At 63.9% G+C, this 20,630-nt stretch carries 18 protein-coding genes and 4 pseudogenes; 9 read left to right on the forward strand and 13 right to left on the reverse strand.

Annotation, left to right across the window (positions count from 1 at the left end):
* The first annotated feature begins 4 nt into the window (after nt 1-4).
* Nucleotides 5-793: a GntR family transcriptional regulator gene (locus HK436_RS27255; RefSeq protein ID WP_173194780.1), complete on the forward strand. Its 789-nt coding sequence runs from the start codon at nt 5-7 to the stop codon at nt 791-793.
* Between the two features lie 20 nt (nt 794-813).
* Nucleotides 814-1,974: an acyl-CoA dehydrogenase family protein gene (locus tag HK436_RS27260; protein WP_173194781.1), complete on the forward strand. Its 1,161-nt coding sequence runs from the start codon at nt 814-816 to the stop codon at nt 1,972-1,974.
* On the opposite strand, the gene HK436_RS27265 is transcribed toward HK436_RS27260, so the two are convergent.
* The 9 genes and pseudogenes from HK436_RS27265 to HK436_RS27300 all read right to left on the reverse strand — a co-directional run bounded on the left by HK436_RS27265 (nt 1,968) and on the right by HK436_RS27300 (nt 9,550).
* Nucleotides 1,968-2,807 carry a CaiB/BaiF CoA transferase family protein gene (locus tag HK436_RS27265; protein ID WP_280515869.1) on the reverse strand — a complete coding sequence of 280 codons (840 nt, stop codon included), beginning with the start codon at nt 2,805-2,807 and terminating at the stop codon, nt 1,968-1,970. The two genes, HK436_RS27260 and HK436_RS27265, sit on opposite strands and share 7 nt — an antisense overlap.
* Nucleotides 2,807-3,112: a CoA transferase gene (locus HK436_RS32605; protein ID WP_280515870.1), complete on the reverse strand. Its 306-nt coding sequence runs from the start codon at nt 3,110-3,112 to the stop codon at nt 2,807-2,809. The genes HK436_RS27265 and HK436_RS32605 overlap by 1 nt, the downstream gene beginning before the upstream one ends.
* A pseudogene (locus HK436_RS33845) lies at nt 3,112-4,403 on the reverse strand (TRAP transporter large permease). The gene HK436_RS32605 and the pseudogene HK436_RS33845 overlap by 1 nt, the downstream one beginning before the upstream one ends.
* Nucleotides 4,403-4,903 carry a TRAP transporter small permease gene (locus tag HK436_RS27280; protein WP_173194784.1) on the reverse strand — a complete coding sequence of 167 codons (501 nt, stop codon included), beginning with the start codon at nt 4,901-4,903 and terminating at the stop codon, nt 4,403-4,405. The pseudogene HK436_RS33845 and the gene HK436_RS27280 overlap by 1 nt, the downstream one beginning before the upstream one ends.
* Nucleotides 4,904-4,960: 57 nt before the next feature.
* On the reverse strand, nt 4,961-5,986 hold the full coding sequence (locus HK436_RS27285; protein ID WP_173194785.1) for a TRAP transporter substrate-binding protein: 1,026 nt from the start codon (nt 5,984-5,986) through the stop codon (nt 4,961-4,963).
* A gap of 45 nt (nt 5,987-6,031) precedes the next feature.
* A pseudogene (locus HK436_RS31950) lies at nt 6,032-6,741 on the reverse strand (enoyl-CoA hydratase/isomerase family protein).
* Nucleotides 6,742-6,907: 166 nt separating this feature from the next.
* Nucleotides 6,908-7,672, reverse strand: coding sequence for an AtuA-related protein (locus tag HK436_RS30695; RefSeq protein ID WP_206680595.1), 765 nt, complete (start codon nt 7,670-7,672; stop codon nt 6,908-6,910).
* Nucleotides 7,672-8,727 carry an acyclic terpene utilization AtuA family protein gene (locus HK436_RS30700; RefSeq protein WP_206680596.1) on the reverse strand — a complete coding sequence of 352 codons (1,056 nt, stop codon included), beginning with the start codon at nt 8,725-8,727 and terminating at the stop codon, nt 7,672-7,674. Before HK436_RS30700 ends, HK436_RS30695 begins: the two co-directional genes overlap by 1 nt.
* 19 nt (nt 8,728-8,746) lie before the next feature.
* Complete coding sequence (locus HK436_RS27300; protein ID WP_173194786.1) at nt 8,747-9,550, reverse strand: enoyl-CoA hydratase/isomerase family protein; 804 nt, start codon at nt 9,548-9,550, stop codon at nt 8,747-8,749.
* Between the two features lie 93 nt (nt 9,551-9,643).
* Here HK436_RS27300 and HK436_RS27305 point away from each other — a divergent pair, with 93 nt between their 5' ends.
* The gene (locus HK436_RS27305) at nt 9,644-10,288 is read left to right on the forward strand and encodes a TetR/AcrR family transcriptional regulator (protein ID WP_173194787.1); all 645 of its coding nucleotides are present in this window, start codon (nt 9,644-9,646) and stop codon (nt 10,286-10,288) included.
* A 19-nt stretch (nt 10,289-10,307) separates the two neighbouring features.
* Here the strand turns inward: HK436_RS27305 and HK436_RS27310 are convergent, their stop codons facing one another.
* Nucleotides 10,308-11,972: a N,N-dimethylformamidase beta subunit family domain-containing protein gene (locus tag HK436_RS27310; RefSeq protein WP_173194788.1), complete on the reverse strand. Its 1,665-nt coding sequence runs from the start codon at nt 11,970-11,972 to the stop codon at nt 10,308-10,310.
* Between the two features lie 16 nt (nt 11,973-11,988).
* Nucleotides 11,989-12,684 carry a GntR family transcriptional regulator gene (locus HK436_RS27315; protein WP_244649469.1) on the reverse strand — a complete coding sequence of 232 codons (696 nt, stop codon included), beginning with the start codon at nt 12,682-12,684 and terminating at the stop codon, nt 11,989-11,991.
* Nucleotides 12,685-13,111: 427 nt separating this feature from the next.
* Between HK436_RS27315 and HK436_RS27320 the strand changes: the two are divergent.
* The 4 genes and pseudogenes from HK436_RS27320 to HK436_RS27335 all read left to right on the forward strand — a co-directional run bounded on the left by HK436_RS27320 (nt 13,112) and on the right by HK436_RS27335 (nt 16,955).
* A pseudogene (locus HK436_RS27320) lies at nt 13,112-14,205 on the forward strand (ABC transporter ATP-binding protein).
* A 38-nt stretch (nt 14,206-14,243) separates the two neighbouring features.
* Complete coding sequence (locus tag HK436_RS27325) at nt 14,244-15,074, forward strand: ABC transporter permease (protein WP_376769225.1); 831 nt, start codon at nt 14,244-14,246, stop codon at nt 15,072-15,074.
* The gene (locus HK436_RS27330) at nt 15,071-15,865 is read left to right on the forward strand and encodes an ABC transporter permease (RefSeq protein ID WP_173194791.1); all 795 of its coding nucleotides are present in this window, start codon (nt 15,071-15,073) and stop codon (nt 15,863-15,865) included. Before HK436_RS27325 ends, HK436_RS27330 begins: the two co-directional genes overlap by 4 nt.
* A 46-nt stretch (nt 15,866-15,911) precedes the next feature.
* Nucleotides 15,912-16,955 carry an extracellular solute-binding protein gene (locus HK436_RS27335; RefSeq protein WP_173194848.1) on the forward strand — a complete coding sequence of 348 codons (1,044 nt, stop codon included), beginning with the start codon at nt 15,912-15,914 and terminating at the stop codon, nt 16,953-16,955.
* A 63-nt stretch (nt 16,956-17,018) separates the two neighbouring features.
* Here the strand turns inward: HK436_RS27335 and HK436_RS27340 are convergent, their stop codons facing one another.
* Together HK436_RS27340 and HK436_RS27345 are read right to left on the reverse strand one after the other, a co-directional pair.
* A complete protein-coding gene (locus tag HK436_RS27340) occupies nt 17,019-17,825 on the reverse strand; it encodes a shikimate dehydrogenase family protein (protein ID WP_173194792.1) in 807 nt (268 codons plus the stop codon).
* A 10-nt stretch (nt 17,826-17,835) separates the two neighbouring features.
* Nucleotides 17,836-18,512: pseudogene (locus tag HK436_RS27345) on the reverse strand (class II aldolase/adducin family protein).
* A gap of 114 nt (nt 18,513-18,626) precedes the next feature.
* Here HK436_RS27345 and HK436_RS27350 point away from each other — a divergent pair.
* Both HK436_RS27350 and HK436_RS27355 read left to right on the forward strand, forming a co-directional pair.
* On the forward strand, nt 18,627-19,877 hold the full coding sequence (locus HK436_RS27350; protein WP_244649470.1) for a four-carbon acid sugar kinase family protein: 1,251 nt from the start codon (nt 18,627-18,629) through the stop codon (nt 19,875-19,877).
* 28 nt (nt 19,878-19,905) lie between these two features.
* On the forward strand, nt 19,906-20,625 hold the full coding sequence (locus tag HK436_RS27355; protein WP_173194793.1) for a TetR/AcrR family transcriptional regulator: 720 nt from the start codon (nt 19,906-19,908) through the stop codon (nt 20,623-20,625).
* Nucleotides 20,626-20,630 lie beyond the last annotated feature (5 nt).

Raw genomic sequence — 20,630 nt, forward strand, 5'->3', positions numbered from 1 at the left:
GGCGGTGACCAGAGGCAGTGCTTTCAGCCAGGACGACGGCATCCCGCTTTACATCAAGCTCGCCAGCCTGTTCCGCGACATGATCGGACAGGGCGAGTGGGCTGTCGGCGCGCAGATCCCGCCGCTTCCCGCGTTGCAGGACGCCTACGGCGTTGCGCGGGCGACGATCCGACAGGCTATCGGCATCCTGCAGGACGAGGGCTATCTATCGAGCCAGCGCGGGCGAGGCACCTATGTTCTCAAGGCGCCACCCGTGCGTAGCGCCAATCCGCAGGCCCCCGGGCACGACCAGCTCAATCTCGATCCGCGGTTCTCCATCAGGATCATCGGCCACGCGGAATGTACCCGCAACCACGGCCCGGCGCGCTTCATTCCCGAGGCCGAAGGCCCACTGGTAAACGCCCGCAAGCTGCATCTCTTCGAGGAGATGCCGTATTCGATCGTCGATTTCATCATGCCGCGCCGCTACTTCGAGATGATCCCCGAAGGGCTCGATCGCACGCGCCTCTATGCGCAGCTCGTCCGCGACCACACAGGTCTCAGCCATCTGGTGGGCGACCAGGTGATGACCGTCAACCTCGCCGGCCACGAGGTGGCGAAGCTTCTGGAGATACCGCTCGCGACGCCGACCGTGCAGCTCGACTCGACGCTGACAGAGACGGGAGCGGCCACCCCGGTGATGGCGCACCGCAGCGTGATCCGCAGCGATCTCTTCCTGCTACGCCGACGCATCGCCAACGTCTTCGAGCGCGCGGCGGACGACTGGCGTCCGACTGTGCGTCCCGACAACTGAAAGAACCACGGAGACAGGCAATGGACTTCGCCCTAAGCGAGGAGCAGCGCGCGATACAGGAAGCGGTGCGACGCATCTGCGAGCCGTACGACGACGGCTACTGGCTCGACCGTGACCGCGACGGCCGGTTCCCGCACGAGTTCGCAGCGGCGGTCGCCCGCAACGGCTGGTTCGGCATCACGACTCCGGAGGCTTATGGCGGGGCGGGCCTCGGCATCACGGAGGCCGCGATCGTGATGAAGGAAATCGGCCGGCTGGGGCTGGCCGCGACCTCATCGGTCCACATCAACATTTTCGGGCTCAAGCCGGTGGTCGGCTTCGGCACGGAGGAGCAGAAGCAGCGCATGCTGCCGCCGCTGATCGCCGGCGAGGAGCGTGCCTGTTTCGGCGTGACGGAGCCTGACGCGGGGCTCGACACCACGCATATCACCACCTTCGCCAGACGGGCCCACAATGGCTATGTCGTCAACGGGCGCAAGGTCTGGACTTCCACCGCGCAGCACGCCGACCGTATCCTTCTGGTGACACGCACGACGGCGCTCGCCGACTGCGCCAGTCCGACGGACGGCATGACCGTCTTCTACACGCGCTTCGACCGCGACCGGATCGAGGTGCGCGAGATCGAGAAGATGGCCCGCAAGGCGGTCGATTCCAACGCCATCTTCATCGACAGTCTCGAAGTGCCGGAGGAAGACCGCATCGGCAAGGAGGGCGAGGGTTTTCGGGTGCTGCTGCACGGTCTCAACGCCGAGCGCATCGTCGCGGCCGCAAGCGCCATCGGCGCGGGACAGGCGGTGCTGGAAAAGGCCGCGGCCTATGCCGGAGAGCGCAACGTGTTCGGCCGGCCGATCGGCATGAACCAGGCCATCCAGCATCCGCTTGCCGACATATGGATGCGGCTACAGGCGGCGGAACTGATGCTGTTCAAGGCGGCACACCTCTACGACAGCGGCCAACCCTGCGGGCTGGAAGCCAACAGCGCCAAATATCTCGCCAGCCAGGCGTCGTTCGACGCAGCGTTCCGCGCGGTACGAACCCATGGCGGCTTCGGCTTCGCCAGGGAATACCACGTCGAGCGCTATTTCCGCGAAAGCATCCTCAACTTCATCGCGCCCGTCAGCGAGGAACTGATCCTCTGCCACGTTGCGGAGAAGGCTCTCGGCCTGCCAAAATCCTACTGACCCGCGTCGCGGGTGCCGAACACCCTGGCGTTGTCCTCGCCGAGCGAGGGCGCGTCCTTCCTATAGGCAGGCCTTTCGCCATCGAATGAGATCGGCATGCCGACGAGGCTGAGATTGATGCCGGGCGACTGCTGAAGAATACCCAGCGCTTCCGTCTGCGGATGCGCCAGGACCTCGTCGACGGTATGGATCGGCGCGCAGGGTATGCCGGCCGCATCGAGCTTCTCGGCAAGGTCTTCCTTCGCCGTGCCCGCTGCAATCTCGGCCACCATCGGCAGCAGAATCGCGCGGTTGCGGCTGCGATCCTCATTGGTCACGAAGCGCGGATCCGTGCCCCACTCCGGATGACCGAGAACCTGCGCCAGCCGCGCGAAAAGCCGGTCGTTGCCGGCTGCGATCACCAGCGGCCCGGTCGATGTTTCGAACGCCTGGTATGGCACCAGCAGAGGATGTCCCGTCCCGTGACGCACGGGCAGGCCGCCGCCCGTCATGTATGTGACCATGTGGAACCCGCACCACAGCAACGCGGTCTCGAACAGCGACGTGTTGACGACGCAGCCCTTGCCGGTCGTCCCCCTGCGGAACAGCGCCGCAAGCGCGCCGATCGCCGCCCACATGCCGGTACCGAGATCGACCACTGACGCACCGATCCGCGCAGGTGGGCCGTCGGGATGGCCGTTGGCGCTGATGAGCCCGGAAAACGCCTGCATCAGCGGTTCGTATCCGGGCCGGTTCGTCATAGGGCCGAGATGACCGAAGGCACCCATGTCGCAATAGATCAGGCGCGGGTGCCGTGCCGTCGTTTCCTCCGGCCCCAGACCCATCTTCTCCATCACGCCCGGCCGCAGATTGTGGACCAGTACGTCGCTGTCGGCCAGCAGGCCGTCGAGTTTCCCCTGTCTTCGGCTTGCGAGAGATCGAGCACCACGGACAGCTTGTTGCGGTTCATCGCGTGAAACGCGGCCGACGCATCGGCTGAGACGGGCGGCCCCCAGCGGCGCGCGTCGTCGCCACCATCCGGCTTTTCGATCTTGACCACGGTCGCGCCGAGATCGGCAAGTATTTCGCCGGCAAAAGGACCGGCGAGATTCTGGCCAAGCTCGACGACCTTGACCCCTTCCAGCAGCGACGCCGTCATCACATTCTCCCCGGGAGCCAGAGCGAAATCGCGGGGAACGCGATCAGGACGGCTAGCACGATCAGTTCCGCGATCACGAAGGGCCATACGCCGCGGAAGACCTTGCCGACGGGAACCTTTGTGGTGCTCGCGACGACGAAGACATTGATGCCCATCGGTGGTGTGATGAGCCCGATCTCGGCAGCCTTCACGAAGAGTATTCCGAGCCACACCGGCTCGTAGCCGAGGCCAGCGAGCAGGGGAAAGGTCAACGGCAGGGTCAGGACGAGGATCGCCAACTGATCCAGGAAGAAACCGAGTACGAGCAGCATGAGCAGAACGCACAGCAGCACCACGAAGGGCGGCACGTCGGCGGCCTGGATCGCCATCAGCAGGTTCTGCGTCACGCCGGTCAGCGTCAGGAAAATGCCGAACACCGCCGAGCATGCGATGATGGCAAGGATCATCGCGGAATTGCGCGTGGCCGTCGACAAGGCACGCAGGAAATCGCTCCAACCCATGCGGCGCATGGCAACGGCGATCACCAGCGCGGCGAGCGCCCCACTGCACCGACTTCCGTCGGCGTGATGGCACCGGAATAGATCGCCGCGATCATCGATCCCATAAGCAGCAGGATCGGCCATACGGGCATAAGCCCCGCGATCTTCTCGCGCATGGGAACCGGCTCCGCGACCGTCGGCGCTGCTTCCGGGTTGCGTCTGACGATGAAGGCGATCGTGAGCGCGTAGCTGACAGCAGTCAGCGCCCCCGGCAGCAGGCCGGCCATCAACAACGCACCCACGGACGTTTCCGTGAAGACGCCGAAGAGGACGAGGCCGATGGAGGGTGGGATCATGATGGCGAGCGTGCCGATCACCGCCAGCGCGCCGGTCGAGAAGCTGTCGTTGTAGCCGTAGCGACGCATCTCAGGATGGGCGGCCGCGGCAAGGGTGCCGGCGGCAGCCGTGCTCGATCCCGAGACGGCGGAGAGCATCACACCTCCGGCAACCGCGGCATAGGCGATACCGCCGCGCATATGACCCAGCCATTTGTGCGAGGCCGCGAACAGGTCGCGTGTGAAGCGGCCAGCCGTCAGGAACTCCGCCATCAGTACGAACATCGGCAGCGTCGACAGCGTGTAGCTTGTTACGTGCTCGTACGGAGCGGTCTTGATAACGCCGATCAGCGGATAGATGCCACCAGTCAGGTAAAGCCCCAGCGCACCGGTAGTCAGCATTGTGAAGGCGACCGGCATGCCCGCGAGCAGCAGCACGAAAAGAAGCAGGGTCATTCCGACGGCAACGGAAACCATCACTCGTCTCCCTCAAGGTCGGAGCGCGGGAAGACGATCTCGACGGCAAGCCGCAATGCAAGCAGTCCGCAACCGAGAGGAACCCATACATAGCTCCAGTAGAGCGGAAACTGGATGACGCCGAAGCTGGTGTCCCGGTCTATGAATTTCGACACGGCCTCGATGCCGGAATGCCAGGCAAGAAAGCCGAAGATGCCGGCGGCGATCAGCGCGTTCACACGTTCGACCGGGTTGCCCGGAATGCGAGCCAGCCAGGGCTTCAGCACGTCGAGCCGGATGTGGCCGCCACTCGCATATGTCGCCGGCAAGCCCAGAAAAGTCAGGATGACCATCAGATACAGCGTCGTGAACTCGAAGCTGCCCTGCAGCGGACGATTGAAGAGATAGCGTCCGAGTGCGTCGATACTGATCGACAACATCATGACAAAGATCGCCAACTGCGCGATCGCCATGAAACTCCGATCGAAGAAAGACAGCGCGCGCTCCAGCGGTCTGGGCATGGCATGCTCCGGAGGTAGGGCGCTCCCGGACTGCTCGTCCGGGAGCATCGATCTCGATTATTCCTGAAGGTATGAGCGATAGGCGTCGAGGGTCGCCTGGCCGGGCAGTCCACGCCCTTCCATCTGCTTCACCCATTCGGCCTCGACCGACTGCAGCTTATCCGTAAACTGGGCCTGCGTTTCCGGCGAGAGTTCGATTAGCTTGATGCCAAGCCCTTCCAGTTTTTCGTAGGCGGATCCGGTCTGCTCCTTGAACCCGGCGGCCATCGTTTCGCCGATCTCGGTGGCAACCTCGGAAACCACCTTCCGGGCGTCTTCCGGCAGGCCCTGCCATACGTCCTCGTTCACCAGGGCCGCGAAGGCCACGGTGCCGAGGCTCGCATTGGTCGTGATGGAGGAAAGCACCTCCTCGATCTTGTAGGCAAAAAGGCTCGGCGGATTGTAGATCGCGCCATCGACGGTGCCACGCTCCAGGGCGAGGTAGAGGTCCGAGGCCGGCACACGCACCGGCACGGCGCCGAGCGAACTGGCGATGAGTTCGCCGGTCGCGCCGGCGGCACGCATCTTCACGCCCTCAAGCTCGCTCACATCATTGAGTTCGGTCTTCTTGGCAAACATCGCCTGATAGGGCGGTGTCACCATGGTGAAAAGCGGACGCACGCCGTTGCGCAGATATTCGCTATCCAGCAGATCATTCTGGGCAAGTTTGGTGAACGCGGCGGACCCGGCGACGGAATCGGTGAAGAGCCCCGGCAGTTCGACGGCGCTGGTCAGCGGCATGCGGTCGCTGACATAGACGACGCCGACCATGGCGATGTCGGTGACACGGTTGCGAACCGCGTCCAGCAACCCGGCGGCCTTTGCAAGCTGCTCGGCCGGATAGAGCTGAACCTCGATGCGCCCCTCGCTGCGCTCCTCGACCATCTGCTTGAACGGCTGCGCCGAAAGCTTCGAGCCGGCATGAGTTAGCGGAAACTGGTCCGCATATTTCAGGACGATCTTTTCCTGCGCGTAGAGCGCGGTCGATGCAAGCGAGGCGGCCAGCGCGATGCCGGCCACTTTAAGGGCATTGGTGATCTTCATGCTTTCCTCCATCAGAATTTTTCTGGTTCTTGGTGCTGGCAACGTTCACGCCGGATCGGCCTGCCAGCGGAAGCGCGGCGGCTTTCCGTCGAGGAAGCGTTGGGCCGCTTCCTTGTGGTAAGTCGTCTCAAGACAGGCTGCCTGGGCGAGGCTCTCTGCTTCCACCGTCTGCCGCAGGTCGAGCCCGTAGCTCTGGTTGAGAAGGTTCTTCGACAGGGCGAATGCTGTTGAGGACGCCTCGACGAAACTCTTCGCCATAGTCGTTGCGGTCTCCATCAGCCGGTCTTCTGCGACGACCCGCGAGGCGATGCCCAGCGCCAATGCCTCCTCCGCATCGACTTCCCGCGCACTGAGGATGAGTTCCCTCGCCCGTCCCATCCCGACCCGTCGCGGTAGCGAGTGGTGGAGCGCAAAATCCGGCACTAGCCCGATACGCGCAAACGATGCGCAGAACCGCGCCCGCGGCGTCGCCACGACAAAATCAGCGCGGCAGCCAGGCCAAAGCCCGCGCCGTAGGCAGGACCGTCGACAGCCGCGATCAATGGCTTTTCAAGAGAAAGGAGCGCGAGCACGGTTTCGCCGGTCTGGCGCATCCGCTCGCGCGCATCTTCGATGCCGGGCTTCCTGTCGCGCATCGACGTGATGTCGCCGCCCGCGCAGAAGCTGCCTCCGGATCCGGTTAAGACACAGGCGCGGATGGCAGCGTCGCGAACCAGTCGATCGACGGCTTCGCGCAGCTCGGCGCGCATGGTCATGTCGATGGCGTTGCGGCGCTCGGGTCGCTTCAGCGTCAGCGTTGCCACGCCACCGTCGACATCAAGCGCTATCGTTTCGAAACCTGCCACGCTGGATCGCTCCTCCCGATTGATCGCGTGCTAAAGTACGTAATAGTGTACTATAGAACTATCTGGGTGCAAGCGGTCATTCGAGCGCATCGCCCCAGCCCGCGAGAACGCCACCCTTGTCCAGCCACGCCGACGGCACCTCGACGGGCAGGTCGAGGAACATCTGCGCGTAGGTCTTGGCCTGCGGGTCATAGCGCAGCGAGGCGGTGCCGCCGCCGCCCAGCACGTTCTCCAGCAGGAAATTGAGCGCGTGGAACCCGGGCATCACGTAGCGGTGCACCGGACCTTCCAGATAATGCGCGAAGAACTGCGCCATGCGCTCCTCTGTGACCTGCTCCGCGATCACCGAAAAGAATTCCCGACGGCGCGCGATCACCCCGATATTGGCGTGGTTGCCCTTGTCGCCGCTGCGACCCCAGGCCAAGGCGCGCAGAGGAACCGTTGCGGTCGGGCCGCTTGCGGCTTCCGACTGGGGAGCGGGATGTGCAGCGGGCGCATCGGCGCTCTGGCCTGGCATCGCAGGCAGGCGCGTCGCCTCTTCGCCCCGGTGGATCGTTACCGGCACCTTGTCCTTCGGCCAGAGGAAGGAATGGACACGCAGGACCGGCGTCGGCTTCGGGCGGCCATGAAGTACCCCGGTCAGCCCCTGCGCCATGGCGACACCCGGATGGGCGAACTCACGCGCAAAGATCTCCAGCGCCTTCATGTCTTCATGCTTGAGGCCGATCTTGACGATCACCTCGCGCGCCTCGAAAGCGCGCGCGTTCGCGCCGTAAGTGTCTTCTGCGCCGATCACCTCGATGGAGACCTCCCGGTAGGGAGCGAACCCCTTGGCTGCCATCAGCCGTCCGGTCCGCTCCACCAGCGCGCCTCGGCCGTCCGGCGGCCTTTTCTGCCGGCCTGCCAGCCCGCGACCATGTAGGTCGTGACAATGCGGAAACCGTCGACATGGGTGCCGCAGACCTTGTAGTCCGGCCCGGGCGCCCTGCCCTTCGCGTTCGACACGCGCACCCGATCCTCCGCCACCTGTTCGAGCGTCACCTCGGAGAAGTCGCAGACGACGTCGGGCAGATGATAGGATTGCGGGTCGCCGATCTCGTAGACGATCTGCTCCGCCACGGTGCCGGTCGTCACCTTGCCCCCGGCACCCGCGGCCTTGGTCACGACGAAGCTGCCGTCCTTCGCGCATTCGACGATGGGAAAGCCCATGTCGCTCCAGCCGTCGGCGACGTCCTGCCAATCGGTGAACAGCCCGCCGGTTGCCTGCGCGCCGCACTCGATGACATGACCGGCGAGACTGCCGGCCGAAAGCCGGTCGTATTCATCGGCCTGCCAGCCGAACTCGCGCATCAGCGGCCCCAGCACCATCGCCGAATCCACCACGCGGCCGGTGATGACCACTTCGGCGCCGTTTGCCAGCGCTTCCGCAATCGCACCGGCACCGAGATAGGCGTTCATCGAGGCGAATGCCTTCGGCAGCGGCGCACCGGAAAACATCTCCGTCGGCTGCGCATCCTTGATGTCCTGCGCGAAGGGCGTCAGGTCGTCCCCGGTAACCACGGCAACGTCGAATTCGAGCCCCGCTTCGGCGGCTGCCGCCAGAAAAGCATCGCGACAGGCAAGCGGGTTCATGCCGCCGCTGTTGGTTATGAGCTTGATGCCCTGGCGCTTGATCTCCGGCAGGAGCGGTTTCACAGACGCGAGCCAGTCGGGAATGTAACCGCCATCGGGCGCCTTGGCCTTGGCGCGGGCAAGCAGCGCCATCGTGACCTCGGCAAGGTAGTCGCCCACCAGATAGTCGACATTGCCCTTCTCCACGAGCTGCCTTGCACCAAGGATGGTATCGCCCCACGCGGCCGCCGCCCCGCCGATACGTACGATCTTTTCTTCAGTCATTTTGTCTCGCTCCCGCGGTTCAGACGGCCCAGCGCGGCTTGCGCTTTTCGAGGAAAGACGCGACACCCTCGCGGCCCTCCTCTCCCAACAGGCACGAAGCGAAACCCTCTGCCGCGCGGTCCAGCATCTCGTCGCGCGTCAGGTGCGGCGCTGCCAGCACGAGTTCCTTGGTTGCCGCGTTAGCGCCAGGCGCGCACAGGCGCACGCTCTTGCGCAGCCCCGCCTCGAGCGCGGCGAAGTCTTCACCGGTCGGCACCACGGCGTCGGCGATACCCAGCGCCAGCGCCTCGTTGCCGTCGAAACGCGCGGCCGTCAGCATGATCCGCCGCGCCTTCGCGAGCCCGATCCGCTGGACGATGAGCGGCGCGATCTGCGCCGGCGGGATGCCGAGCATCGTTTCGGTCAGCGCGAATTTCGCGTCGGCGGTGACGGCAACGAAATCGCCGGCACAAACCAGGCCGAGCCCGCCAGCCATCGCGGCGCCCTCGACGAGCATCACCGTCACTTGCGGCAGTTCGTTTATGGCATGAAAAAGCTCGCCGGCGCGGCGGCTGAATGCGGCGACGTCGGCCTGGCTCTGCCCGCCTTCTGTGATCGCGCGAAAGCCCTTCAGGTCGCCGCCGGCGCAAAAGGTGCCGCCCTTGCCGCGAAAGGTCACGCCACGAATATCGCGGTTATCGGCGAGCGAGCGGGCCACCGCATGCAGCTCTTCGGCCATCTCGTTGGACAGCGCATTGCGCGCTTCCGGCCGGTTCAGCCATACGGTCAGCCAGCCGTCTTCCTGTTCCAGCAGAAGGGTTTCGGTTTGCGGTAGCGCGGACATCGGTTTCCTCCCGAGGATATGCAGGTTGCCATTACGATACAGAACGAACGTTCTGTTTGTCTAGATGGCAGCGTTGCGTTTATAGATTTGCCGATGACCACGCCTGACGCCGCCTCCGACAGACCGGAACCACCCATCGCCTCGCGCAAGGAACAGCAGGCGATCGTTGCCCGCGATCGTATCGTGCGCGCCGTCATCGACTGCCTCGACGAGCATGGCTACGCGGAAACCAGCATCAACCGCATTCAGGAGCGCGCCGGAATTTCGCGGGGCGCGTTGACTCATCACTTCCCAAGCAAGGAAGAGTTGATGGTCGTCACCGCCGAGCGGCTGTTGCAGCCGACGCTAGTGCCGCCACGCAAAGGCCCGCGACAGTTCGACAGCGCAGAGCAGCGGATTTCGGCCGTCGAGGCGGACATCGTCTGGATGTGGGAAAGGCTCGTCGACACGCGCGAAGGCCGCGCCCTGCTTGAAATCCTCGTCGCAACCCGCACGGACGTCGCGCTCAAAGGCCGTATCTCCGAGACCTTCGTCCGCTGGAACCGGGCGATCAACGAGTCACTGGCCGCCAACTATCTGCTCCACGGGCTGGCCGAGGACGAGCAGCGCGAGCTCTGGACGATGTGCCGCGTCTTCCTGCGCGGCCTGAACACGCAGAGCCAGTTCGAACCGGACCACCACGCACGTAGCGCGCTCGTGCGCAGCTTCGCCAGGATGATCGCCACGCGGTTCGTCTGACCGCGCCGGCGACAGGTGCTCAATCGGCGGTGAAGCGGTCAAGCGCGTTGCGGGTGATCTGCTCGGTGAAGGCGTCGCTGCGGGTCAGCCCCATGATCCATTCGCAGCTACCCGCCGTCAGCACTTCGCCCTTGCCGCGTTTCATGCCCACGACCATGCCCGATCCGTACTGGAACTTGCGCCGCGCGACTGGCGTCTCGTCGGCTGCGAGTTCGGCAAGTCCGTTCAGGTCGCCGTCACGGACATAATAACGCACGCCCTCGCCCTCATGCTCGTACTCGAAGAGGACGGCGGGGCTCATGGCGAGGATATCGATCTCATCCGGTACACCGGGCGCTTCGACCGGATAGGGAAGACCCTGCTTGAAGGTATAGTCGAGCCCGTCAACCTCGTAGCCGAATATGCCAGCCTCGGCGCCGAAGACATCGGCATAGCGCAGGTCGGTACCGGAAAACGCCCAGTGCTCCGGTCGGTAGACGGTGAACCCGCGCGACCCGCGCGGCGCGAAACCGCCCCAGCTACCATACATGCCATGGCACCCGTTCACGCCCACCGTGGACGCGCCCGGCCAGTTGACGCCGCCGCTTTCCCACGAGGCTGTCAGCAGATGCTTGCGCTCAGGATCGTCACGCACCGGGTCCATGGCAGGCGCCTTGAACTTCCAGCAATGCTGCTGGCGGCCGTCGTCCTCAAGCCTGATCTGCCACAGGAAATTGCCGCCGAAGCGCGAAAATCCGCCGCCGCGCTCGACGAAATGCTCCACCGCCTTGCGCATATCCCAAGACCAGTATTCGTCATGGCCGACAGTCACGAGACAGGAATAGTCGTCGAGAATCTCGGGACGGTAATGCAGGTCGGTCTGGGTGATGATGTCGAAATCGTAGCCTTCGCGCTCGGCCCAAACGGCAAAATGCCGGTCGAACTGCGCCCACCCCGCAGCCGCGTAATATTGCCCCCAGCCGCCGGAATAGCCCCATTCCTTGGATGGAAAACGCGGCGCGTCGTTCATGTCGGGAAGCGGCGCGACGGTGATGCGGGCCGCTCCCTTGGGCAGCCATATCATGCCTCGGGTCCACGGCCTCCGGAGCGAGAGGATCGGCGACCCCTCGTTCCTCTTCGGCCCCCACGTGCCGAAATAATGGTTGGCCCCGCCCCAGTCGTTGTAGGCCGTCCAGGTGCCTGTCGCGAGCATGAACAGGATTTTCCCCTTGCGGGTTTGTGCCGTCGGCCGCACCACGACGAAATGATGCTGGACGAAGCGCTCGCCGTCCTTGCGCATGCAGGTGGAGACCACGCGGTAGAAGCCGGAACGCTGGTCGCGGGGTATTTCCCAGCGGTGAAGCACCGGCCAGTCGCAGCCGTCCATATAGGCGGTCTCGGAGGTCTTGGTAAAGCTGCCGGGCAGTCCGAAGGCCTCGTGCACCATCTCGGGGCGGAAGCCGTCGCGATAGATCTGGATCGACCATTCGTCGGCGGTGGTGGAACCGTGAAACTCGACCGTCTCGCCCGGATCGTAAGACACCCGGTCAGTGTAGACGAACACCTCCGCCAGGTCGGGATCCTCGCGCGGAAACTGGAAACGGTAGTCGGACAGGAAATGCTCGTCCGCGTAGCCCTTGCGTACAGCCCATGGCCGCACGGCATGCGGTCCGATTTCGGGAAATTTGAACGGCTGTCTGCTCATGATTGCTCGATGGCTCCTAGTTCAGCGCAAGGGTGGGTGGACTTGGTCGTGAGGCGGCTTCCTGAGAGAAGGGCCCGCCCTCCATCTCGGAGAGCCGGCGCAGCAGGTTGCGCCCACCCTCGATGAGATCGAGCCGGACGGCCATGCGCAGCGCGTAGGCCTCGCGCTTCTTAAGCGCATGCAGGATCGCGACATGCTGATGAACATCAGGGTAGAACGGTCGCGCATCGGGATAGAGTTCGGAGAGCATCGGCCCGACACGCATCCACAGACGCTCGAGCATCTGCACGAGCGTCGGCATGCGCGCATGTTCGAACATCGTGAAATGGAATGCACGGTTTGCTTCGAGCGCGGTACGCCAGTCACGGCGCGCCTCGGCTTCGACAAGCATGTCGTGCAGTCCCTCGAGCCGCGCGAGGTCGACAGGGCGCATGTGTGACATCGCCCGCTCCGCCGCCATCGGCTCCAGCTCGAGCCGTATGTCGCGAATGTCGACATAATCTGCAAGCGAAAGCCGCTGGACGCGGATGTAGAAGCGCGGCTTGATCTCGACGGCGCCGTCGCGCGCCAGTTGCACAAGCGCCTCGCGCACCGGGGTTTCCGACGTGCCCATGCTGCGGGCCAGATCGCGAACCTTCAGGCGCTGATGCGGCAGGAGTTCCGCTCGCATGAGCGAGAGACGAAGCCGGCTATAGACCTCCTCGGCAAGCAAGGCCGCACCCTCCTTGGAAAATCGGCTCGCGACTGGCTTCAACCGACCTGCCATGAACGCAGCGGGTCAGTTTATCGGATATATCAGGCACCGCAAAATCCCGCATGTCAAGCGGCAGCCAGCACTCATAATGATACGTAATTCGATAAACTTCGCGTTGCACACTCCCACAGCTTCACGCGAAGCGGCCTTTACCACGAAACCCGGAAAGGCTTGCACTTGGCCAATTTTGTCTGATTTCGCCTGACGTTCGGATGAGCATCGCTTATTTTTAGATTCCGCCGATTAATAACACCTATCTGCCACCTTGCCTGGCGATAATAGGAAGATAATCAAATTACTTGAGCTTTCTGATATATCGTGTACCGTCTGCATATGGAGCGTCCAACCGCTCCCATTGACACGCACGACGATACGGAGCTTGCCGATGGCCCAGGAAGCCTTGCCGCAGACGAATGGCGCCTCCATCGATATTCGCGCCCTCGAGAAGCGGTTCGGCAACGTGCGCGCGGTGGATGACGTCTCCCTGACGATTGAAGCGGGGAGTTCGTTGCCCTGCTCGGGCCCAGCGGCTCCGGCAAATCGACCGTCCTGATGAGCATCGCCGGCTTCGAAAGGCCGACACTCGGGAAGATCATCATCGACGGCGTCGATTGCACCACCCTTCCGCCCAACAAGCGGAATATCGGCATGGTATTCCAGCACTACACGCTCTTTCCGCATCTCAGCGTTGCCGACAATGTCGCCTTTCCGCTGAAGATGCGGGGCATTTCCCGGTCGGAGCGGCGGCGCCAGGCCGAGGCAGCGCTCGAGACCGTGCGCCTTGCGGGCTATGGCGACCGCATGCCTAAGCAGCTTTCGGGCGGCCAGCAGCAACGTGTCGCGCTCGCCCGAGCGATCGTCTATCGCCCGCGGGTGCTGTTGATGGACGAGCCTCTTTCCGCGCTGGACAAGAACCTGCGTGAAGAAATGCAGCTCGAGATCAAGCGGCTGCATTCCGAACTGGGTCTGACCGTCGTGTTCGTCACCCACGATCAGGGCGAGGCGCTGACCATGGCTGACAGGATCGCCATCCTCAAGGCCGGCAAGCTGCAACAGGTTTCGCCCGCGCGTGAACTCTACGAGCGGCCCTCCAACCTGTTTGCCGCCGGCTTCATCGGCGAAATGAACATGTTGCCTGTGGAATGGGACGGCCAGCGCGCACGGCTCGTGCAGGGCGAGGAAATCGTTTTGCCCGATCAGGCAGCCATCACGCCGGTTACCCCAGGCCCCGCGGTTCTCGCGGTGAGGCCGGAACGCCTGTCCTACGCACGCGCCGGCACCGCAGGCACCTGGGCGGCAACGGTCCGCGATGTTGTCTACGCAGGTGCCGGCACGCTGCTGATAACGAGCCTTGGGGATGGCACGGAAGTGCGCCTTCGCATACCGAGCGCCGGTCAGGAACCGGTCAGCCCCGGCGATGCGATCGGCCTGACCTGCCCGCCCGAGGCAATGCTGCTGTATCCGCAGGAAGGTGCCTGATGGCGCCGCCCGGCTTCCTCGAGGCGGACGGCCGCAACATGTCGCGCGCCACGGTGCTGATGCTGATGGCGCCGTTCTTCGCGCTGGTCATCTTCGCATTTCTCTACCCGCTGGCGAACCTGCTTTCGATCTCGGTCCTTGAGCCGCAGCCGACGCTCGAGCATTACCAGCGCGTAGCCGAAAATCCCGTCTATGCCCGCGTGCTCTTCCGCACGTTGCAGATCGCGCTGCTCGTGAGCCTGCTGTCTCTTGCCCTGTCGCTTCCCGTTGCCGTGCTCATGGCAAACTCGCGCGGCCCGAAGGCGATCTTCCTGACAGCCTGCATCCTGCTGCCGTTCTGGTCTTCGGTGCTGGTGCGGACTGCCGCATGGGCGATCCTGCTGCAGCGTAACGGCATCATCAATCAGACGCTCCAGTTCATCGGCATCACCGACGAACCCGTTCGGCTGCTCTACACGCAGGGCGCGGTGGTCGTCGCCATGACCCATGTGCTCATGCCGTTCATGGTGCTGCCGATCTATGGCGCGCTCAGGAACATCCCTGCCGATTATTCACGCGCGGCGGCGATCTGTGGCGCGGGGCCGCTACGCACCTTCTGGGAGGTGACGCTGCCGCTAGCGATGCCGGGCATCATCGGCGGCTTCATACTCGTCTTCCTAACCGCGCTTGGCTACTTCATCACGCCGGCGCTGCTCGGCTCTCCGCAGGAGATGATGATTGCCACGCTGATCTCGCAGCAGATGCGGGAAAATCTCGACTGGCCGTTCGCCGCAGCCCTCGTCGGCGTGCTGACGCTGATCGTCACCGTCATCACCCTCGCCTTCAGCAAGGTCTTCCGCTTCGAACGGATGCTGGGAGGCCGCGTATGAACGCCCGCTCCCTACTCCTGAACGCGTATGTCTATGCGGTCCTGATCTTCATACTGCTGCCCATCATCATCATCCTGCCGATGTCGGTCAGCGAATCCAACTATCTCGCCTTTCCGCCGGAAGGCTTCACGCTGCGCTGGTTCGAGGACTATTTCGGCGATCGCCGCTGGATGGAGGCGACCTGGTTCAGCATCAGGATCGCGACCTTGACCGCGATCGCCACGGCGGTGATCGGCACGATGGCGACCTATGCGCTGGTCCGTGGCGCCGGCCGCATGGGCACGCTCTTCCAGACCCTGCTGATCGGCCCGATCGTCGTGCCCCACATAGCGCTCGCCGTCGCACTCTACCTGTTCTTCCAGAATACCGGGCTATCCGGCACCACGCTTGGCTACGTCATGGCGCACTCGCTGATCGCCATGCCGTTCACCGTATTCACGGTGGCGGCCGCCCTGTCGAGCATCGACCCTGCGCTTGAGGATGCCGCCATGAGCTGCGGCGCCTCGCGCTTCACCGCGTTTCGTCTCATCACCTTGCCGATGATCCTGCCCAACGTGGTCTCGGGCGGCCTCTTCGCCTTCATCATCTCGTTCGACGAGCCGGTGATCGCGTTCTTTCTCGCCGGCATCCGCGACAAGACACTGCCGCGCATGATGTTCGACGACATCGAACAGAACCTGACACCGGTGATCCCCGCGATCGCGGTCCTTCTGACACTTCTCTCCATCGCCGTGCTGATCGGCGCCGGCATGCTCAAGCGCATGGCCGACCGTCGCGGCGCTGGCGGATGAATCCTGAAGCATACAGGGGAACTCAGCAAAGGAGGCTGAAATGAAAATGAGGAACCATATCAAGGCAATGCTTGGTGCGACGCTGCTGCTCGGGGCAGCAGCACCGACGATGGCCGACGAGGTCGTCATCGCCACCACGGGCGGGCTTATGCGCAACATGCTGGAAGAGCATATGTACCTTCCCTTCCAGGAAGCGACCGGCACCGAGGTCATCCCGTTCGACATCGAAGTACCGGACCAGTGGGCGCGTGCGGAAGGCATGGTGCGCAGCGGCAACATCGAATTCGACATCGTCACCGCCACCGGGCCCGATCTTGTCGACAAGGCCGACATCCTGCTCGACATCCCCTGCGCGGACATGCCGAAAGTTGTCGAATTCGCGCTGGAAGGCGCCTGCGAGGCCAAGGGCGTTGCCCGCACGACCGGCGGCATGGTTCTGACCTACAATGCCGAGGTGTTCGCCGACGAAGCGCCCAAGAACTGGGCGGATTTCTGGGACGTAGAGCGCTTCCCCGGACCGCGCGGCCTTCCAGACACCGGCGATCGCGACTGGTGGGTGCCTGCCGTGGCGCTGCTGGCCGACGGCGTAGCCAAGGAAGAGCTCTTCCCGCTCGACCTCGACCGCGCCTATGCGAAGCTGGACGAAATCCGCCCGCACATCGCCGTCTGGTGGAAAACCGGCAATCAGGTGCAGCAGATCATGCGCGACAATGAAGTCGTCATGACGATGTCCTATTCGGGCCGTTCGCTGGCGACGATCAAGGATGGCGCTCCCTTCGCGATGGCTTGGGATGGCGCGCTGCGCGATACCGGCTATTTCGCGATCCTGAAGGATTCACCCAATCCTGAGGGCGCACTGGCCTTCATCGACTTCTTCTACGGCAACTCCGAAGGCCATCCGGAATTCATCCGCAATGTCGGCTATGCAACGTCCTCGACGGCGGGCCTCGCCCAGTTGCCGGAAGACGAACAGAAACTGTTCGCCACGTACCCGGCAAACTACGAGGTTCTCGTGAAGCCCGATTTCGAATGGATCGGCGCGAACCGCGACATGCTGCGCGAGCGCTGGACGGCGTGGCTGACACAGTAAGGCCGCATCCCTCCCATACTGGCGGCCGGCGTAATGCCGGCCGTCTCTTTTTGGGCAGTTGCTTCAGTCGGCCAATGCGAGGAAGCGCGCCACCAGAAGTGGCTGCGGCTGCATCATCGCCAGCCCCGGCACCGTGCGGCAGCCGATCCTTCCGGCAGCGGCCAGCATCGGCGTGATCGCCGGAGTCATGATGACCTCCGCGACCGTGCTGGATGACCTGAGGAGGCTAGACGACACGGGCATCGCGTCCCCTTCGTGCATGCCAAGAGACGTCGCATTGACCACGAGGTCGAAGGCCTTGTCCGGCAGGTCGTCCTCGTCGGCATGGACGTGAATATCGGCTTGCGGGTTTCGCTCGCGGATCGCATCGGCAACTTGCCTGGCACGCTCCATGTTTCGATTGAGGAGGTGGATCGGCCCTGCCCCGGCTCCAGCGAGCGCGAAGGCTATCGCTCGACCTACGCCACCGGCTCCAGCCTGCAGCACCGACTTGCCAGGGATTTCGACCTGATGTTCGGCCAGCCCTGCGAGAAAGCCTTCGCCGTCTATATTGTGTCCGACCAATCTTCCGTCGGCGTCGCAGCGCACGAAGTTGACGGCACCGATGTCGCGCGCCGCGTCAGTCAATTCGTCAACGAGTTCCACCACGGCGATCTTGTGGGGGATGGTGACGCCAAAGCCGACGATGTTGTCGATCCGGCGGATCATGTCCAGCATGCCGACGAGATCGCCGGGCTTGATCGACAGTGGCGACACGGCCACGTCGAGCTTCAGGTCCGCAAAGGCACGATTGAGCACGTCAGACCCGACGATGTGGTCAACCGCATCGGCCAGGATGAACATGATCCGGGTTTTGCCGGTGATCTTCATCGGCTTCGTCTCAGCGCGGCATGGCGGCTGCGCCATAGGTTCCGTAGCGGGAATGCACATCCCTGAGCTCCTGCTCGTCGAGCAGCACCGGCTCACCGATCTGGCAGGCAAGGATGTACTGCCTTGCCAGCGTTTCCAGCTTCACGGTCAGGTCGAGCGCATGCTGCAGGCTACGGCCCATGGCGATCATGCCGTGATTGGCCAGAAGACAGGCAAGATGCCCCTCGATCGCCTCAAGCGCGACATCGGCCAGCCCCGGCGAACCGAAAGGCTGGTAGCGCGAGCAAGGTATCTCGTTGCCGCCGAAGCTCGCGATCATGTAGTGGAATGGCGGGATGGGCTTGCGCAGGCAGCTCAGCGCCACGCAGCAATCGGCGTGGGTATGCACCACCGCTTCCGCCTCCGGCCGCGTACGAAGAATCCCCGTGTGGAACCGCCATTCACTGGAAGGCTTGCCTGCCCCGCGCACCACACCATCCAGCGAAATGTGCACGATCTCGTCAGCCGTCAGCCAGTTGCTGCGCCCCCCGTCGGCGTGATAAGCGCGCCGTCGCCGAACCGCACGCTGACATTGCCGGCGCTGCCGTGGTTGAGGCCCTTGTCCTCCAGAAAACGTACCGCCTGCACAATGGCTTCGCGCGCGCTTTTTCGTCGGGCTGCATGAGCTTCTCCTGGATGATATATCATAAGTTATTCGAATTACCGTTCGCCGACAATCTCGATCGGGCAAATCGCCGCTATAAAGTTTCGCTTCTTGCTGGTAGAAATTCGAATTGACTATCATTTTGGAGGCTGTCGGCGATGCTCGGCATTGTGGCGGATGATTTCACCGGCGGACTGATGATTGCCGGCTACATAGAAGGTGCCGGCATCGCCTGCCCGGTCCTCTTCGACAAAAGTGAGTTGAACGCCATCGAGCCGGCGGGAGTCGTTGTCGTCGCGACCCGAACGCGCCTCATCCCCGCGGCGGAAGCCGTTGCGGAGGTTGACGATATTGCCGGACGCCTTGACGCGGCGGGATGCGACAAGGTCGCCTACAAGGTGTGCGCCAGCTTCGATTCCACGGACGACGGCAATATCGGCCCGGTTGCCGACCTGCTTGCCCGACGCTATGGACAGTCGCCATTGCTGCTCAGCGCGGGCTTCCCGCGCTTCGGCTCGACCGTTCACCAGGGCTATCTGTTCTACCGCACCCGGCTCGTCTCCGAATCCATCAAGCGCTTCGATCCGCTGACACCGATGACGGACCCTGACCTCGTGCGCGTGCTTTCGCGCCAGACCAGCGCGAAGGTCGGCCTACTGCCGCACGCCGTGCTGCACGCCGGTTTCGATGCCGCGCAGGCTGCAATCGGGGCACTCGCCAGCGACGGCGTGGATTACATCATGGTCGACTGCTCGGATGATTCCGACGCGCGGATGAGCGCGCGGCTCGCCGCGCCGATGCGGACCACGGTCGGTAGCGATGCCCACATCATAGCGTTCGCGCAGGCCGTCGCCGAAAAATCCGCCGCCGGAGCCACCCCTGTACCCGCTCATGCCGATGGGCCGGCGGCCGTGCTGGTCGGCAGTGTCGGCCCGGTTGCAATGGCTCAACTTGGGGCTTTCGCGGCGCGGTATCCGGTCCTCACCCTCGACCTTCTCGACGAACGGCCTGAAGAAGCCATTGTCGACGAGGCGCTGACTTGGGCGGGCACACACATGGGAGATGCTCCCTTCGCCGTCACCACCGCCGACGAAACAGAAGCCGTGGAGCGGGCGCAGAAAGCTCATGGCACGCTGCAGGCCGCGCGCAAGGCCGAGCGTTTGCTGGCAGCCATTGCCAGGGGTGTGGTGGATAGGGGCGTGCGCCGGCTGGTGGTTGCAGGCGGAGAGACCTCCGGATCGGTGGTCGAGGCGCTTGGGGTGCGCCGGGTCCGCGCTATGCCGGAATCGGAACTGGGAACCGGGTTCTGCATCGTCGAAACGCCGCTGCACCTGTCGCTCTTCCTCAAACCAGGTAAACTCGGCGCCGACGACATATTTCTGCGCGCGGTCGACGCGATGCGTGCATAGCTCACTAGGAAAAACGGAGCCCGCCGGTTTGACAGACGCCCAAGCGCCCCGCCCGGACTTCTCGCCGTCTCGCCCGATGCGCAGGCGCGGCGTCGAGCGCTACAACATACTGCTGGACGCAACCGAGCGGCTGCTGGCTGACAGCAGCGACGAGGACATTTCGCTGGCGCAGATCGCCGACGCCGCCGAGGTGCCGCTCGCCTCCGTCTATCACTTCTTCCCGAATCGCAACGCCGCCTTCGTCGCGCTGGCCCTGCGTTTCAACGAGGAGATCTACCAGACCTCCATAACGCCGCTCACCGACCCCGAACCCCAGACGTGGCAGGAGCTGCTGCACATGATCCACGCCCGCGCGGCCGCGTTCCAGAACGGCAGGCCGGCAGCCTTGCGGCTGTTCCTTGGTGCCGGCGTAAGCGTGGCCGTCCGCAACGCCGATCTGTCCGGCAACGCCCGCATCGCCCGCAGCCGCGAACGCTTCTTCGAAGCCTATTTCCACATGCCCTTCATTCCCGATTTCGTCGAAAGGCTCGAGGTCGCCGGCGCCAGCATGGATGGCATCTGGGCGCTTTCCTATGGCCGGCATGGCCACGTCACGGAACACTATCGCCAGGAAGCGACTGCCGGTGCCATCGATTATCTGCGCCGTTTCCTGCCGGAATTCCTGCCGCGCAAGCCGCTGACGCAGAAGGCGCTGGAGCGTATATTCATCCCCATCGAGCACATGGCGGCAAACCCCTTCGCGCGTTGAAGCGC

Source organism: Neoaquamicrobium sediminum (assembly GCF_013240295.1).
Taxonomy (GTDB): Bacteria; Pseudomonadota; Alphaproteobacteria; order Rhizobiales; family Rhizobiaceae; genus Aerobium; species Aerobium sediminum.